Consider the following 16,250-nt stretch of genomic DNA (forward strand, 5'->3'; position numbering starts at 1 on the left):
CGCCGTCCGGTGGGGCGGGGTCAGCGCGCGGTGCGGGTGTGGACGTGGTCGACCAGGCGGGTCAGGGCGTCGGGGTCGGTGGTCGGCAGGACGCCGTGGCCGAGGTTGAAGATGTGTCCCTCCAGCCCGGCGGCGGCGTCCAGCACCTCGCGGGTCTTGGCCTCGACCGCCTCGGGGGTGGAGAAGAGCACGGCCGGGTCGAGGTTGCCCTGGAGCGCCTTGCCGGGGCCGACGCGCCGGGCGGCCTCGTCGAGCGGGACGCGCCAGTCGACGCCGACGACGTCGGCGCCCGCCTCGCCCATGAGGCCGAGCAGCTCGCCCGTACCGACGCCGAAGTGGATGCGCGGCACGCCGTACCGCTCCACCTCGCGGAACACCTTCGCGGAGGCGGGCATCACCGAGCGGCGGTAGTCGGCGGGGGCGAGGGCGCCGACCCAGGAGTCGAAGAGCTGGACGGCGGAGGCGCCGGCCTCGATCTGCACCTTCAGGAAGGCGGAGGTGATGTCGGCGAGCCGGTCCAGCAGGTCGGCCCACAGCTCGGGGTCGCCGTACATGAGGGCCTTGGTGTGCTCGTGGTTGCGCGACGGGCCGCCCTCGACGAGGTAGCTCGCCAGGGTGAAGGGCGCGCCCGCGAAGCCGATCAGCGGGGTGGTGCCCAGCTCGCCGGTGAGCATCCCGATGGCCTCGGTGACGTAGCGGACGTCGTCGGGCGTCAGGGCGCGCAGCCGGTCGAGGTCGGCGCGGGAGCGGATGGGCTCGGCGACGACGGGCCCGACGCCCGGCTTGATGTCGAGGTCGACGCCGATGGCCTTGAGGGGGACGACGATGTCGCTGAAGAAGATCGCGGCGTCGACCTTGTGCCGCCGTACCGGCTGGAGGGTGATCTCCGTGACCAGCTCGGGCCGCATGCACGACTCCAGCATGGGGATGCCTTCACGGACCTTCAGGTACTCGGGCAGCGACCGTCCCGCCTGCCGCATGAACCACACGGGAGTGTGCGGCACGGGCTCGCGCCGGCACGCCTTCAGGAACGCGGAGTCGTAGGTCTTCGTCTGCTGGCCCGAAGGGCTGTCAATGGCACTCACGCCCAGAATCTTCGCATGTACGGCCAAGCGGCTGGCGTGGTGCGGGTGTCTCTCCCTGCACGGGGGCGTCCTTCCGCCTACTCTTCCCCGCATGGCTGCGGCTCAGGGACAGTTCTCCGATCACTCCGACGACGCCGAAGGAACGACCGACAGGGAGGGTACGTCCGTCCCGCCCGCCTTCCGGCTGGCGGTGGACGCGCTGCGCGGGGCGCGGTTGCGGCCGGAGCTCGAGGTGGAACCGTCCCGGCCTCCGCAGCGGCTGGCCCCGTACGCGTACGCCCTGGAGGCGGCGGTGGTCGAGGACGACGAGGACCTGGCGGACGGTCGCCTGGTGCTGCTGCACGACCCGGCCGGCCACGAGGCCTGGAAGGGCACCTTCCGCCTGGTGACGCTGGTGCGCGCGGAGCTGGAGCCGGAGATGGCGGCGGATCCGCTGCTGCCCGAGGTGTCCTGGTCGTGGCTGACGGGCGCGCTGGAGGCGCGGGGCCTTCCGTTCGAGGAGGCTTCGGGCACCGTCACCCGTGCGGGGTCTCACTACTTCGGTGGACTCTCGGACCGCCGCCCGGCGACGCAGATCGAGATCCGGGCGTCCTGGACGCCGCGCGAGGGCCGGGGCGGGGTGCCGGACACGGGTGCGCACCTGGCCGCCTGGTGCGACCTGCTGTGCCAGATCGGCGGCCTTCCGCCGTCCGGGCCGGGGCCTCTGGACGCCGGTTCGGCGGCCGTGGTCTCGCTCCCCCAGCGCCGCGGTCCGCAGCACCCGTAGCGCTCTGTCCTCCCCGTCCTTCCCCGCTTTCCCGGGCTCCCCGCCCTCTCCGCCCGCCCCGGGCCGGTCGCCCGCCGTGGTGACCCGCCCGGGGCGCGGTGCTCCGTGCCGGGTCAGCGCCGCGGCCGGTACCCCGGGGGTCCTCCGCCGCGGCCCCGGTCGCCGTACGCCCGGGAATTCCGCCCCGGCCCCGGTGTCCCTCGTGCGGGCGAGCGGTGCCCGGGGGGCGCGTTCCGATGATCGGTAGGCGCCCCGCGCGGAACGGGGCGCTCGTAGGATGATCGATCGCCCGTCCGAATTGCCCCAATTGTTACTCACTAAATCGTGATCTTCCCCTAAAGGCGGGCCCCTGGGCTGCCGAAGAGGTCTGTGACCCTTCAAACACGGTTCGCCCGGCTACTTCCCCGAGCCGGCTGTGTCCCCCACCTTCCCAGGAGGCCTGGTGTCCGTTCTCCTCGAGCAGCCCGCAAGCCTGGTCGCCTACCGCCCGAACAAGCCGACGGCCATGGTCGTCGTGGCCGACCCGCGCGTCCGTTCCACCGTCACCCGCCACCTGTGGGCTCTCGGAGTGCGTGACGTCATCGAGGCGTCGTCCATCGCGGAGGCTCGTCCCCGCGTCGGCAGCCCGCGCGACATCTGCGTTGCCGACGTCCACCTGCCCGACGGCTCCGGGCTCACCCTGCTGTCCGAGACCCGTGCCGCCGGCTGGCCCAACGGGCTCGCCCTCTCGGCGGCCGACGACATCGGCGCCGTGCGCAACGCCCTCGCCGGGGGCGTCAAGGGCTACGTCGTCACCGGTACCCGCACGAACATCGGCCACCCCACCCGGCCCGGCGCCGCCCCCATCGGCGCCGCGGCCGCGCGGCTCGGCCACCGCCGCCCCCCGGGTGCCCCGAGCCACCCGGGCGGCTACCGGGAGCTCTCCGGCCGCGAGGTCGAGGTGCTCCGGCTCGTCGCCGAGGGCCAGTCCAACAAGGCCATCGGCGTGTCGATGGGCCTGTCCGCGCTGACCGTCAAGAGCCACCTGGCGCGCATCGCCCGCAAGCTCGGCACCGGCGACCGCGCCGGGATGGTCGCCGTGGCGCTGCGCACCGGAATCATCCACTGACCCTGTCCACTCCGCCCCCGCGCCCGTCGACGGAACGTTCCGTCGACGGGCGCCCGCCGTTCACGGATACCCTTGACAGGTGACCGACGCCCAAGAGACCGCAGCGAAGACAGCACTGCGCACCACCGGGGGCGGCCCTCCGGACGACGGCGTCGCAGACGGCGTGACCGAAGAGACGCCCATCCCCCTGCTGGAGCCCCGTGAGGGCATCCCGCCCGTGGTGGCCGACGAGCACGCCCTGGCCGAGGTGATCGCCGCCTTCGCGAGCGGCACCGGCCCCGTCGCCGTCGACGCCGAGCGCGCCTCGGGCTACCGCTACGGCCAGCGGGCCTACCTGGTGCAGCTGCGCCGCGAGGGCGCGGGCAGCGCGCTGATCGACCCCGTGGGCTGCCCCGACCTGTCCGGGCTCGGCGCGGCCCTGGCGGGAGCCGAGTGGATCCTGCACGCCGCCACCCAGGACCTGCCGTGCCTGCGCGAAATAGGCATGGTGCCGACCCGGCTGTTCGACACCGAGCTGGCCGGCCGCCTCGCGGGCTTCCCGCGCGTCGGTCTCGGCGCGATGGTCGAGTCGGTGCTGGGGTACGCCCTGGAGAAGGGCCACTCCGCGGTGGACTGGTCCACCCGCCCGCTGCCCGAGCCCTGGCTCCGGTACGCCGCGCTGGACGTGGAGCTCCTCGTCGACCTGCGGGACGCGCTGGAGAAGGAGCTGGACCGGCAGGGCAAGCTGGAGTGGGCGTACCAGGAGTTCGACGCGATCGCCGCCGCTCCGCCGCCCCCGCCGCGCAAGGACCCCTGGCGCCGGACCTCCGGCATGCACAAGGTCCGCCGGCGCCGCCAGATGGCGGTCGTGCGGGAGCTGTGGACCGCCCGCGACCGGATCGCCCAGCGGCGCGACGTGTCGCCGGGCAAGGTGCTCAGCGACGCGGCGATCGTCGAGGCCGCCCTGGCGCTCCCGGCCGACGTGCAGGCGCTCACCGCGCTGCCCGGCTTCGGGCACCGCATGGGCCGTCGCCAGCTGGAGCAGTGGCAGGCCGCGGTGGACCGGGCCAAGGCGCTGCCGGACGCAGAGCTGCCGCAGCCGGGCCAGCAGGTGCAGGGCCCGCCGCCGCCGCGCGCCTGGGCGGACAAGGACCCGGTCGCCGCCGCACGGCTCTCCGCGGCACGCTCGGCGATCTCGGCGCTCGCCGAGTCGCTGAACCTCCCGCCGGAGAACCTGATCACACCGGACACGGTGCGGCGGGTGTGCTGGGAGCCGCCCGCCGACCTCACGGCCCACACGGTGACGGGCGCGCTCGCCGGGTACGGGGCGCGGCCCTGGCAGATCGAGCAGGTCACCCCGGTGCTGCTGGCGGCACTGGCGTCCGCCAAGGCCTGACGCACCGGAAGCCCCCGGCCGTTCCCGGCCGGGGGCTCTCGCGTACCCGGGGCCTATGGGGCCGGGCATCGGGATCCGTTCTGCCGGCGCGGTCCGGGGCGTCATGTCCCGGCCGGGCCGGGCCGGGCGCCCGCGGCGGGGTACGCCACGCGGGGCGACCGGGGGTGTGACGTTCGACGCTCCGGGCGGGGGGACTGTGCAGTCTGGTTACCCGTAAGTAGCATGGGGCGTACAAGCGCGCGCTTAGCCGCGTGCAGCAGCAGTGCAGTGCCATCCCGCACCTGGAGGAGAGCCATCGTGCCTCGTACCGTCAGGGACGTCGTCTTCGTCGACGGCGTCCGCACCCCGTTCGGCAAGGCGGGCCCGAAGGGCATCTACCACGAGACCCGCGCCGACGACCTCGTCGTGAAGGCCATCCGGGAGCTGCTGCGCCGCAACCCCGGTCTGGACCCGGCGCAGATCGACGAGGTCGCCATCGCCGCGACCACGCAGATCGGTGACCAGGGCCTGACCATCGGCCGCACCGCCGGCATCCTGGCGGGCCTGCCGCAGTCGGTGCCCGGCTACTCCATCGACCGCATGTGCGCGGGCGCGCTGACCGCCGTGACCTCGGTCGCCGGCTCCATCGCCTTCGGCGCGTACGACGCCGTCATCGCCGGTGGCGTCGAGCACATGGGCCGCCACCCCATGGGTGAGGGCGTCGACCCGAACCCGCGGTTCGTCAGCGAGAAGCTGGTCGACGAGTCCGCCCTGTTCATGGGCATGACCGCCGAGAACCTGCACGACCGCTACCCGCACATCACCAAGCAGCGCGCCGACGAGTACGCCGTGCGCTCCCAGGAGAAGGCCGCCAAGGCGTACGCCAACGGCAAGATCCAGGCCGACCTGGTGCCCGTGTCGGTGCGCCGCACCAACCCGGAGGCCGGCGAGACCGGCTGGGGCCTGGTCACCGCCGACGAGCCGATGCGCCCGGGCACGACCCTGGAGTCGCTGGCCAACCTGAAGACGCCCTTCCGCGTCCACGGCAACGTCACCGCCGGCAACGCCGCGGGCCTCAACGACGGCGCCACCGCGTCGATCATCGCGTCCGAGGACTTCGCCCGCGAGAACGGCCTGCCGGTCAAGATGCGCCTCGTCTCGTACGCCTTCGCCGGCGTCGAGCCGGAGGTCATGGGCTACGGCCCGATCCCCGCGACCGAGAAGGCCCTCGCCAAGGCCGGCCTGTCGATCGAGGACATCAACCTCTTCGAGATCAACGAGGCCTTCGCCGTCCAGGTGCTGGCCTTCCTCGACCACTACGGCATCGCCGACGACGACGCGCGCGTCAACCAGTACGGCGGCGCCATCGCCTTCGGCCACCCGCTCGCCTCCTCCGGCGTCCGTCTGATGACGCAGCTGGCGCGGCAGTTCGAGGAGCAGCCGGAGGTCCGTTACGGCCTCACCACCATGTGCGTCGGCTTCGGCATGGGCGCCACGGTCATCTGGGAAAACCCCCACTGGGAGGGCAAGTGAGCACCACCGCTGAGCTTCTGAAGGGTGCGGCCGAGCTGTTCCCGGACGAGGTCGTCACCACCGCCCACGTACGGCACTTCGACCTGCCCTTCGGGGCCGGCCGGTTCGCGCTGATCACGCTGGACAACGGCTTCGACCACACCAAGCCGACCACCTTCGGCCCGCAGTCCCTGGCGAACCTCAACACCGCCATCGACCAGGTCGAGAAGGAGGCGGCCGAGGGCACGATCGTCGGTGCCGGCATCACCGGCAAGCCGTTCATCTTCGCCGTCGGCGCCGACCTCAAGGGCGTCGAGCTGCTGAAGCGCCACGAGGACGCGCTCGCCATCGGCAAGGGCGGCCACGACGTCTTCAAGCGGCTGTCGTCGCTGGGCGTGCCGACCTTCGCGTACTACAACGGCGCGGCGATGGGCGGCGGTGTCGAGGTCGGTCTGCACTGCACCTACCGCACCGTGTCGTCGGCCCTGCCGGCGTTCTCGCTGCCCGAGGTCTTCCTCGGTCTGGTCCCGGGCTGGGGCGGCTGCACCGTCCTGCCGAACCTGATCGGTGCCGACCGCGCGGTGACGGTGATCATCGAGAACTCGCTCAACCAGAACAAGCAGCTCAAGGGCAAGCAGGTCTACGAGCTCGGGATCGCCGACGCGATCTTCGAGGGCGCGGACTTCCTGGAGCAGTCGCTGCTGTGGACCGCGTCCGTCCTCAAGGGCGAGATCGTGGTCGAGCGCGCCGAGGTCGACCGCGGCGAGGGCTGGGACGCGGCCGTGGCCCGCGGCCGGTTCATCGCCGACTCCAAGGTGCACGGTGCGGCCCCGGCCGCGTACCGCGCCCTGGACATCATCGAGGCGGCCAAGGACGGCGACCTCCAGAAGGGCTTCGACGCCGAGGACACGGCGCTCGCCGACCTGATCATGGGCGGCGAGCTGCGGTCCGGCATCTACGCCTTCAACCTGGTGCAGAAGCGCGCCAAGCGCCCGGCCGGCGCGCCGGACAAGAGCCTGGCCCGCCCGGTCACCAAGGTCGGCGTCGTCGGCGCCGGTCTGATGGCCTCGCAGCTGGCGCTGCTGTTCCTGCGCCGCCTGGAGGTGCCGGTCGTCCTGACGGACATCGACCAGGAGCGCGTCGACAAGGGCGTGGGCTACGTCCACGGCGAGATCGACAAGCTGCTCGGCAAGGGCCGTATCAACCAGGACAAGGCCAACCGTCTCAAGGGCCTGGTGTCGGGCGTCCTGGACAAGGCCGAGGGCTTCGCGGACGCGGACTTCATCATCGAGGCCGTGTTCGAGGAGATGAGCGTCAAGCAGAAGGTGTTCGCGGAGGTCGAGGCGGTCGCCCCGGCGCACGCGATCCTCGCCACCAACACCTCCTCGCTGTCGGTGTCGGAGATGGCCTCCAAGCTCCAGCACCCGGAGCGCGTGGTCGGCTTCCACTTCTTCAACCCGGTCGCGATCCTGCCGCTGCTGGAGATCGTCCGCGGTGAGCAGACCGACGACGCGTCGCTGGCGACCGCGTTCGGCGTGGCGAAGAAGCTGAAGAAGACGGCCGTTCTGACGAAGGACGCCCCGGCGTTCGTCGTGAACCGCATCCTCACCCGCTTCATGGGCGAGATCCAGAACGTCATCGACGAGGGCACCCCGGTCGAGACCGCGGAGAAGGCCATCGAGCCGCTCGGTCTGCCGATGTCCCCGCTGGTGCTGCTGGAGCTGGTCGGCCCGGCGATCGGTCTGCACGTCTCCGAGACCCTGAACCGCGCCTTCCCGGACCGCTTCACGGTCTCCCCGAACCTGGCCGCCGTGGTCAAGGCGGGCAAGCGCGGCTTCTACGTCTACGACTCGGGCAAGCCCGAGCTGGACCCCGAGGTCGCGGCGCTGCTGAAGCAGGGCGACACCGTCCTGACCGAGCAGCAGGTGCGGGACCGTGTCCTGGACGCGGTGGCGCAGGAGATCGGCCTGATGCTGGACGAGGGCGTCGTCGCCGAGGCCCAGGACATCGACCTGTGCCTGATCACGGGCGCCGGCTGGCCCTTCCACCTGGGCGGCATCACGCCGTACCTGGACCGCGAGGGCGTGTCGGAGCGCGTGAACGGCAAGCGTTTCCTGGCGCAGGGCGTGGCGAGCGTCCCGGCGTAACCACACAGGGCGACGGGCCGCGGGGGACACCCCCTGCGGCCCGTCCGCCGTTTCCGGGCCCACGGTCCGCACCCGGACGACGGCCCGGAGCAGGCCCGTGCCGCTACCCCCACCCGCAGTCGGCGTCCGGCCGGGGCGGGGCCGTGCAGGGTCGCCCCCGCAGGGGTTGGCGGCTTCAGCGGGGCTCCCTCACTCGTAACCCGAGGCCGCCGGCCCGGAGGAGGCGAGCCCGGAGGGGCACCGCCCCCACCCACCGGCAGCCCACCGAACCGCACCCGGCGCGAACCGGGAACAGGCACCGCCCCGCGGGTGAACGGGGCAAGGGCGCCGCCCCTGTCCCGTTGTGCCCACCCGTCCCGCCCCAGCGGGACGACTGCCCACGACGGGAGTGGGCGCGAGACGGTCAGGCCTCGGCTTCCGCGAGGGCGGCGAGGAGGGACTCGCCGTACTTGGCGAGCTTGTTCTCGCCCACGCCGCTGACGCCGCCCAGCTCCGCGAGGCTCGCGGGCGGTTCCGCGGCGATCTGGCGGAGCGTCGCGTCGTGGAAGATGACGTACGCCGGGACGCCCTGCTCCTTGGCGGTCGCCGCCCGCCAGGCACGCAGCCGCTCGAAGACCGGCAGGGCCTCCTCCGGCAGGTCGGCGACGGCGGCGCGCTTGGCGGCGGTGCCGGACCTGCCGGCCCGCGCCGCACGCTCCGGTTCGCTGCGCAGGTGCACCTCGCGGCGGCCGCCCAGGACGTCGGCGGCGGCGTCGGTCAGCACGAGCGTGCCGTACTCGCCCTCGACCGCGAGGAGCCCTTGGGCGAGGAGCTGGCGCACGACACCGCGCCACTGCGACTCGTTCAGCTCGGTGCCGATGCCGAAGACGCTCAGCGCGTCGTGGTCGAACTGGATGACCTTCGCGGTCCTGCGGCCCAGCAGGATGTCGATGATCTGGCCCGCGCCGAACTTCTGGTTGCGCTCCCGCTTCAGCCGGACGATCGCCGACAGCAGCTTCTGCGCGGCGATGGTGCCGTCCCACGACTTGGGCGGCGACAGGCAGGTGTCGCAGTTCCCGCACGCGGTGGACTCCTGGCCGAAGTACGCCAGCAGCCGCACCCGGCGGCACTCGACCGTCTCGCACAGCGCCAGCATGGCGTCGAGGTGGGCGGCGAGCCGGCGGCGGTGCTCGGCGTCGCCCTCCGAGCCGTCGATCATCTTCCGCTGCTGGACGACGTCCTGGAGCCCGTACGCCAGCCACGCCGTGGACGGCAGCCCGTCGCGCCCCGCGCGGCCGGTCTCCTGGTAGTAGCCCTCCACCGACTTCGGCAGGTCGAGGTGGGCGACGAAGCGTACGTCGGGCTTGTCGATGCCCATGCCGAAGGCGATCGTCGCGACCACCACGAGCCCGTCCTCGCGCAGGAACCGGGCCTGGTTCGCGGCGCGAGTCGCCGCGTCGAGACCCGCGTGGTACGGGACGGCGTCGACGCCGTTCTCCACCAGGAACGCGGCCGTCTTCTCGACGGACGCCCGCGACAGGCAGTACACGATGCCGGCGTCGCCCGGGTGCTCGCCGCGGATCAGCTCCAGCAGCTGCCGCTTGGGCTCGTTCTTGGGGGCGATGCGGTACTGGATGTTGGGGCGGTCGAAGCTCGCCACGAAGTGCCGGGCGCCGTCGAGGTTCAGCCGGGAGGCGATCTCGGCGTGGGTGGCGCGCGTGGCGGTCGCCGTCAGGGCGATGCGCGGCACGTCCGGCCACCGCTCGTGGAGCGTGGACAGCTGGAGGTAGTCCGGCCGGAAGTCGTGGCCCCACTGGGCCACGCAGTGCGCCTCGTCGATGGCGAACAGCGAGATGCTGCCGCGCCCCAGCAGCTGGAGCGTGGACTCGACCCGCAGCCGCTCCGGCGCCAGGTACAGCAGGTCCAGCTCGCCGGCGGCGAACTCGGCCTCCACCATCCTGCGCTCGTCCAGGTCCTGGGTGGAGTTGAGGAACCCGGCGCGCACCCCGACCGCCCGCAGCGCGTCGACCTGGTCCTGCATGAGGGCGATCAGCGGGGAGATGACGACCCCGACGCCCGGGCGCACCAGCGCGGGGATCTGGTAGCAGAGCGACTTGCCGCCACCGGTCGGCATGAGGACCAGGGCGTCACCGCCGTCCACCACGTGGTCGATGATCTCCCGCTGCTGTCCTCGGAAGGAGTCGTAGCCGAAGACCTTGCCCAGCACCCGCAGGGCGTCGTCGGTCTCGAGGTGGTCGCCGGGGGAAGTCATCCGCCGATTCTACGAGCGGCCGCCCCGAACGGCCCAAACGGCGGACGGGGCGGCCTGCGGTGCGGTACGGCTACGGGGCCTCGGTGCCGAGGGAGCGCGTGCGGCGGCCCAGGCGGCTGTGGGAGCGCCCGTACAGGAAGTACACGACGATGCCGATCGCCATCCAGACGGCGAAGCGGAACCACGTCTCGTTCGGCAGGTTGAGCATCAGCCACAGCGAGGCGGCGACCGACAGGATCGGGACGAACGGCACCCAGGGGGTGCGGAAGGCCCGGTGCAGGTCGGGGCGGGTGCGGCGCAGGATGATCACGCCGATCGCGACGACCACGAAGGCGAAGAGGGTGCCGATGTTCACCAGGGTCGCCAGCTCGTCGATGCTGGTGAAGCCGGAGACGAAGGCGATGATCACGCCGAGCAGGATGGTGGGGCGGTACGGGGTGCGGAACCTCGGGTGCGTGACGGAGAAGAACCGCGGCAGCAGCCCGTCGCGGCTCATCGCGAAGAACACCCGGGTCTGGCCGAGGAGCAGGATGAGGCACACGGTGGTGAGGCCGACCGCCGCGCCGAAGCTGATGACACCGGCGTAGAAGGGGTGCCCGACGGATTTGAACGCGTCGGCGAGCGGGGCGCTGGTCGACAGCTCGGTGTAGTGCTGCATACCGGTCACGACCAGCGCGACGGCCACGTACAGCACGGTGCAGATGAGGAGCGAGCCGAGGATGCCGCGCGGCATGTCGCGTTGCGGCAGCTTGGTCTCCTCGGCGGCGGTGGCGACGACGTCGAAGCCGATGAAGGCGAAGAAGACGACGGACGCGGCGGTGAAGATGCCCATGACGCCGAAGTTGGTGGGCTCGTATCCGAAGATCGTCGAGACCAGAGCGGCGTCCCAGCCGGAGGAGCTCTCCGGGGTCACCGCCTTGGGGATGAAGGGCGAGTAGTTGTCTCCCACGACGAAGAACAGGCCCGCGACGATCACGATCATGACGACCGTCACCTTGATCGCCACCACGAGCGCGGTGATGCGGGCCGACAGCTTCATGCCGACGACGAGGACGGCGGTGAGCACCAGGACCAGGATGAAGGCGAGGATGTCGAAGGTGCCGCCCTCCGCGTCCGGTCCTTGGAGCCACGCCGGTAGGTGCCAGTCGACGTTGTCCATCAGCGACCGTACGTAGCCGGACCAGCCGACGGCGACGACCGCGGTGCCGAGGGCGAACTCCAGGACGAGGTCCCAGCCGATGATCCACGCCGGCAGCTCGCCGAGCGAGGCGTACGCGAAGGTGTACGCCGACCCGGCCACGGGGACCGTGGAGGCGAATTCGGCGTAGCACAGGGCGGCCAGCGCGCAGACGATGCCGGCGGCGACGAACGCCAGCGCGGTCGCCGGTCCGGCGTTCTCCTTGGCGACCTTGCCCGTGAGGACGAAGATGCCCGTGCCGATGATGACGCCGACGCCGAAGACCGTCAGGTCCCAGGCGGAGAGCGACTTCTTGAGTGCGTGTTCGGGCTCCTCGGTGTCCTGGATCGATTGCTCGACGCTCTTTGTCCGGAACATCCCGGTGTCGCGTGACTGCTGGCCCATACTCACCGGCGTACCTCCGTAGCCATCGGCCTCTACCGCCCATGATCGAGAGGGCTGCGCGACGGCGCCCGCCCAGGGAGGCCCATTCACACGAAAGGACCGGCCGGAAACCCCTCGGGGTGCTCCGACCGGCCCAATGCGCGGGGTGGCGGCGGTGGCGTCAGTCGCGGGCGGCCCGCACCTCGGCCTGCTCGTACCGGCCGTCCAGCTTGGAGACGAGGCCGGTGACCTGGCGGGCGATGTCCGGGGCGGTCAGCCCGATCTCGGCCAGGACCTCCTTGCGGGAGGCGTGGTCCAGGAAGCGCGGCGGGATGCCGAAGTCGCGCAGCGGTACGTCGACGCCGGCGTCGCGCAGGGCCTGGGCGACGGCGCAGCCGACGCCGCCGACGCGGCCGTTGTCCTCGACGGTGACGACGACGCGGTGGCGGTCGGCGAGCGGCGCCATGGCCTCGTCGACCGGCTTGACCCAGCGCGGGTCGACGACCGTGGTGGAGATGCCCTGCTGGTCGAGCAGGCCGGCGATCTCCAGGCACATGGGTGCCAGCGCGCCGACGGAGACCAGCAGCACGTCGGGCGTGTCCGTGCCCGCCTCGCGCAGGACGTCCATGCCGCCGACGCGGCCCACGGCCTCGACGGCCGGGCCGACCGCGCCCTTGGAGTAGCGCACGACGGTCGGCGCGTCGTCGACCTCGACGGCCTCGCGCAGCTGGGCGCGGACCTGGTCGGCGTCGCGCGGGGCGGCGATCCGCAGGCCGGGGACGACCTGGAGGATCGACATGTCCCACATGCCGTTGTGGGAGGCGCCGTCGGTGCCGGTGACGCCCGCCCGGTCCAGGACGAAGGTCACCCCGCACTTGTGCAGGGCGACGTCCATGAGGACCTGGTCGAAGGCGCGGTTGAGGAACGTGGCGTACACCGCGAAGACGGGGTGGAGGCCGCCGGTGGCGAGGCCGGCCGCGGAGACGGCGCCGTGCTGCTCGGCGATGCCGACGTCGTACACCCGGTCGGGGAAGGCCTTGGCGAACTTGTCGAGGCCGACCGGCTGGAGCATGGCGGCGGTGATGGCGACGATGTCCTCGCGCTCACGGCCGAGCTCGACCATCTCGTCGGCGAAGACGCCGGTCCAGTCGGCGCCGGAGGAGGAGATCGGCAGGCCGGTGTCGGGGTGGATCTTGCCGACGGCGTGGAAGCGGTCGGCCTCGTCGGCCAGGGCGGGCTGGTAACCGCGGCCCTTCTCGGTGAGGCAGTGCACGATGACCGGTCCGCCGAACCGCTTGGCGCGGGTCAGCGCGGACTCCAGGGCCTCGATGTCGTGGCCGTCGATGGGGCCGACGTACTTCAGGCCGAGGTCCTCGAACATGCCCTGCGGCGCGATGAAGTCCTTCAGGCCCTTCTTGGCGCCGTGCAGGGTCTCGTACAGCGGCTTGCCGACGACCGGGGTGCGGTCGAGGATCTCCTTGGTGCGGGCGAGGAAGCGCTCGTAGCCGTCGGTGGTGCGCAGCGTGGCGAGGTGGTTGGCGAGGCCGCCGATCGTCGGGGCGTAGGAGCGCTCGTTGTCGTTGACGACGATGACGAGCGGCCGGTCCTTGGCCTCGGCGATGTTGTTGAGCGCCTCCCAGGCCATGCCGCCGGTGAGGGCGCCGTCACCGATGACGGCGACGACGTGGTCGTCGCGCCGGAGGACCTCGTTGGCCTTGGCCAGGCCGTCGGCCCAGCCGAGGACGGTGGAGGCGTGGCTGTTCTCGATGACGTCGTGCTCGGACTCGGCCCGCGCCGGGTAGCCGGACAGGCCGCCCTTCATCTTGAGCCGCGAGAAGTCCTGGCGGCCGGTGAGCAGCTTGTGGACGTACGACTGGTGACCGGTGTCCCAGAGGATCTTGTCCTTGGGGGACTCGAAGACCCGGTGCAGGGCGATGGTCAGCTCGACCACGCCCAGGTTGGGACCGAGGTGGCCGCCGGTCTTGGAGACGGCGTCCACCAGGAAGGACCGGATCTCCGCGGCCAGCTGGTCCAGCTGCTCCGGGGAGAGCCGGTCGAGATCGCGCGGGCCCGTGATACGGGTCAGCAGAGCCACCCGTGCCTCCTTGCGTGTTGAGCTGGTCGAGCTGCCGATTTTGTCGAGTCTAATGTTCCGCCCCCGACGGTGGTCATCGGGCGGTCCGTAACGCGTCGTGCCGTTGGCTCAGACGCAGCAATGCCCGGCGCCGGTTGAGGGCGCCGGGCATTGCGGTGGTCACATGACCACGCGGGGGTTCACCCTACGCGCGGCCTGCGGTCTTCTGGGTACGGCGGGAGACCGAGTCGATCACCACGGCGGCGAGGAGCACCGCGCCGGTGATCATGTACTGGATCTCGGACGCCATGCCCAGCATGTTGAGGCCCTGCTGGATCGACTGGATCACGATCATGCCCAGCAGCGCGGACCAGACCTTGCCGCGGCCGCCGAAGAGGCTGGTGCCGCCGATGACGGCCGCCGCGATGACGAGCATCAGGGTGTTGCCGCCGCCCAGGCTCTTGGTGGCGCCGCCGGAGAGGCTGGCCACGAAGAGGCCGCCGAAGGCGGCGAGCAGGCCCGAGAGGCCGAAGACCAGGATGCGGACCCGGTCGACGTTGATGCCGGCGCGGCGGGCCGCCTCGGCGTTGCCGCCGACCGCGAAGACCTGCCGGCCGAAGGTGGTGCGGCGGGCGACGAAGTCGGCGACGACCAGGACGGCGAGGAAGAGCACCAGCGCGAGCGGCAGGCCACGGGCGCCGGCCGGCTCGTTGAGGACGTAGGCGACGACGAAGCACAGGACGGCGACGAAGCCGGCGCGCAGCACGATCTCGCTGACCGGGCGGGCCGGGAGCGCGGCGGCCTTGCGGCGCTTGCTGTCCAGCAGGAGCGAGGCCGCGTAGGCGAGGACGGCGACCAGGGCGAGGCCGTACGCGGCGGCCTTGTCCTCGAAGTAGTAGCCGGTCAGGTGCTCGACGACGCTGCCGGTGGGGGCGTTGATCGAGCCCTCCTGGCCCATGAGCCAGATCTGCAGGCCGCTCCAGCCGAGGAAGCCGGCGAGGGTGACGACGAACGCCGGTACGCCGATCTTGGCGAAGAAGAAGCCGTGGAGGAGACCGAGGGCGAGGCCGGACAGGACGGCGATGGCGACGGCGAGCCAGTCGTTCATGCCGTTGCTGACGTTGAGCACCGCCCACACGGCGGCGCCGACGCCGGCGACGGAGCCGACCGACAGGTCGATCTCGCCGAGGATCAGCACGAACACGATGCCGACCGCCATGATGCCGAGGCCGGAGGTGTAGACGGCGATGTTGGCGACGGAGCTGGCGGAGAGGAAGTTGCTGTTCTGCGACTGGAAGACGATCGCGATGACGATCAGGCCGATGAACACCGGCAGGGAGCCCAGCTCGCCGCCGCGCACCTTGCGGGTGAACTCGGTCCAGTAGCCCTTGAGGCCCTCCTCGCGGACGAGGAGGCGCGGGTCGACGGCCGGAATGGGGGCGGCGGACTGCTCCGCGTCCGGGGCGGGGGTCTTGGTGAGGTCGCTCACTTCGCGTCCTCCTTCGTGGCCGTACGCGCCTGGCGGCGGGTCACGGCGTTGTCCGTGGCGCCGGTGATCGCGGCGATGATCTCTTCGTGGCTGGTGTCCGCGACGTTGAAGACACCGTTGTTGCGGCCCAGGCGCAGGACGGCGACCTTGTCGGCGACGGCGCGCACGTCGGCCATGTTGTGGCTGATGAGGATGACGCCGTGGCCGCGCTCGCGCAGCCGCTCGACCAGGTCGAGGACCTGGGCAGTCTGCTCGACGCCGAGGGCGGCGGTCGGCTCGTCCAGGATGACGATCTTGGGGTCGCCGATGAGGGCGCGGGCGATGGCGACGACCTGGCGCTGACCGCCGGAGAGGGCGGCGACCGGGATGCGGACGCTGGGGATGCGGATGGACAGGGTGTCCAGCAGCTCCTTGGCGCGCTTCTCCATCGCGATCTCGTCGAGGACGGAGAGGCTCTTCAGCTCGCTGCCGAGGAAGAGGTTGGCGACGACGTCGAGGTTGTCGCAGAGGGCGAGGTCCTGGTAGACGGTCGCCACTCCGAGGTCCTGGGCGTCGTTCGGCCGCTGGATCCTGACCTCGTTGCCCTCCCACTCGATGGCGCCTTCATCGATGGGGTGAACCCCCGAGATGGTCTTGACGAGCGTCGACTTGCCGGCGCCGTTGTCGCCGACCAGGGCGACGACCTCACCGGCGTGGATCTCCAGGTCTACGTCGGTGAGCGCTTGGACGGCGCCGAACCGCTTGGAGACTCCGCGCAACGCCAACACGGGCGTAGCGAACACGTGAATCATCTCCTTCGCCGCCTGTCCGGCGGGGATGGTGGTACGTGGAGCGAGAAGAGGGGGACCGGTCCGGCCGGGCCGGGTGCCCACCCGGCACGGACGGGACCGGGGCCGGGGCGCG

Annotated in this window: 11 protein-coding genes; 5 read left to right on the forward strand and 6 right to left on the reverse strand. The window is 71.9% G+C overall.

Translation table 11 applies throughout. The annotated features are described in order from the left end of the window. Positions 1-20 precede the first annotated feature (20 nt). Positions 21-1,085, reverse strand: a complete 1,065-nt coding sequence (hemE, locus tag A4V12_RS09210; RefSeq protein ID WP_064068833.1) for a uroporphyrinogen decarboxylase — start codon at positions 1,083-1,085, stop codon at positions 21-23. Positions 1,086-1,176: 91 nt separating this feature from the next. On the opposite strand from hemE, the gene A4V12_RS09215 reads away from it, so the two are divergent. The 5 genes from A4V12_RS09215 to A4V12_RS09235 all read left to right on the forward strand — a co-directional run bounded on the left by A4V12_RS09215 (position 1,177) and on the right by A4V12_RS09235 (position 7,972). Continuing rightward, positions 1,177-1,851 carry a DUF3000 domain-containing protein gene (locus tag A4V12_RS09215; RefSeq protein ID WP_064068755.1) on the forward strand — a complete coding sequence of 225 codons (675 nt, stop codon included), beginning with the start codon at positions 1,177-1,179 and terminating at the stop codon, positions 1,849-1,851. 442 nt (positions 1,852-2,293) lie between these two features. Next, positions 2,294-2,959, forward strand: a complete 666-nt coding sequence (locus A4V12_RS09220; protein ID WP_064068756.1) for a response regulator transcription factor — start codon at positions 2,294-2,296, stop codon at positions 2,957-2,959. Positions 2,960-3,038: 79 nt separating this feature from the next. Beyond that, positions 3,039-4,334 carry an HRDC domain-containing protein gene (locus A4V12_RS09225; RefSeq protein ID WP_064068757.1) on the forward strand — a complete coding sequence of 432 codons (1,296 nt, stop codon included), beginning with the start codon at positions 3,039-3,041 and terminating at the stop codon, positions 4,332-4,334. Positions 4,335-4,631: 297 nt separating this feature from the next. Next, entirely contained in the window at positions 4,632-5,846 is a 1,215-nt protein-coding gene (locus A4V12_RS09230; RefSeq protein ID WP_064068758.1) for a thiolase family protein, read from the forward strand. Beyond that, positions 5,843-7,972: a 3-hydroxyacyl-CoA dehydrogenase NAD-binding domain-containing protein gene (locus A4V12_RS09235; protein ID WP_064068759.1), complete on the forward strand. Its 2,130-nt coding sequence runs from the start codon at positions 5,843-5,845 to the stop codon at positions 7,970-7,972. The genes A4V12_RS09230 and A4V12_RS09235 overlap by 4 nt, the downstream gene beginning before the upstream one ends. A 403-nt stretch (positions 7,973-8,375) precedes the next feature. Here the strand turns inward: A4V12_RS09235 and recQ are convergent, their stop codons facing one another. The 5 genes from recQ to A4V12_RS09260 all read right to left on the reverse strand — a co-directional run bounded on the left by recQ (position 8,376) and on the right by A4V12_RS09260 (position 16,138). Next, positions 8,376-10,223: a DNA helicase RecQ gene (recQ, locus tag A4V12_RS09240; RefSeq protein WP_064068760.1), complete on the reverse strand. Its 1,848-nt coding sequence runs from the start codon at positions 10,221-10,223 to the stop codon at positions 8,376-8,378. Between the two features lie 70 nt (positions 10,224-10,293). Beyond that, the gene (locus A4V12_RS09245) at positions 10,294-11,805 is read right to left on the reverse strand and encodes an amino acid permease (RefSeq protein ID WP_064068761.1); all 1,512 of its coding nucleotides are present in this window, start codon (positions 11,803-11,805) and stop codon (positions 10,294-10,296) included. 160 nt (positions 11,806-11,965) lie between these two features. After that, positions 11,966-13,879: a 1-deoxy-D-xylulose-5-phosphate synthase gene (dxs, locus tag A4V12_RS09250; RefSeq protein WP_064068762.1), complete on the reverse strand. Its 1,914-nt coding sequence runs from the start codon at positions 13,877-13,879 to the stop codon at positions 11,966-11,968. 184 nt (positions 13,880-14,063) lie between these two features. Beyond that, positions 14,064-15,347: a sugar ABC transporter permease gene (locus A4V12_RS09255; RefSeq protein ID WP_064068763.1), complete on the reverse strand. Its 1,284-nt coding sequence runs from the start codon at positions 15,345-15,347 to the stop codon at positions 14,064-14,066. Then, positions 15,344-16,138, reverse strand: a complete 795-nt coding sequence (locus tag A4V12_RS09260) for an ATP-binding cassette domain-containing protein (protein ID WP_079136924.1) — start codon at positions 16,136-16,138, stop codon at positions 15,344-15,346. The genes A4V12_RS09255 and A4V12_RS09260 overlap by 4 nt, the downstream gene beginning before the upstream one ends. Positions 16,139-16,250 lie beyond the last annotated feature (112 nt).

This window comes from Streptomyces noursei, from assembly GCF_001646665.1.
Taxonomy (GTDB): domain Bacteria; phylum Actinomycetota; class Actinomycetes; order Streptomycetales; family Streptomycetaceae; genus Streptomyces; species Streptomyces lavendulocolor.

Excerpts from the sequence above, each read along its gene's own strand:
- A4V12_RS09215 (WP_064068755.1), top strand. The coding sequence starts at position 1,177 with ATGGCTGCGGCTCAGGGACAGTTCTCCGATCACTCCGACGACGCCGAA.
- recQ (WP_064068760.1), bottom strand. The coding sequence starts at position 10,223 with ATGACTTCCCCCGGCGACCACCTCGAGACCGACGACGCCCTGCGGGTG.
- A4V12_RS09245 (WP_064068761.1), bottom strand. The coding sequence starts at position 11,805 with ATGGGCCAGCAGTCACGCGACACCGGGATGTTCCGGACAAAGAGCGTC.
- A4V12_RS09260 (WP_079136924.1), bottom strand. The coding sequence starts at position 16,138 with ATGATTCACGTGTTCGCTACGCCCGTGTTGGCGTTGCGCGGAGTCTCC.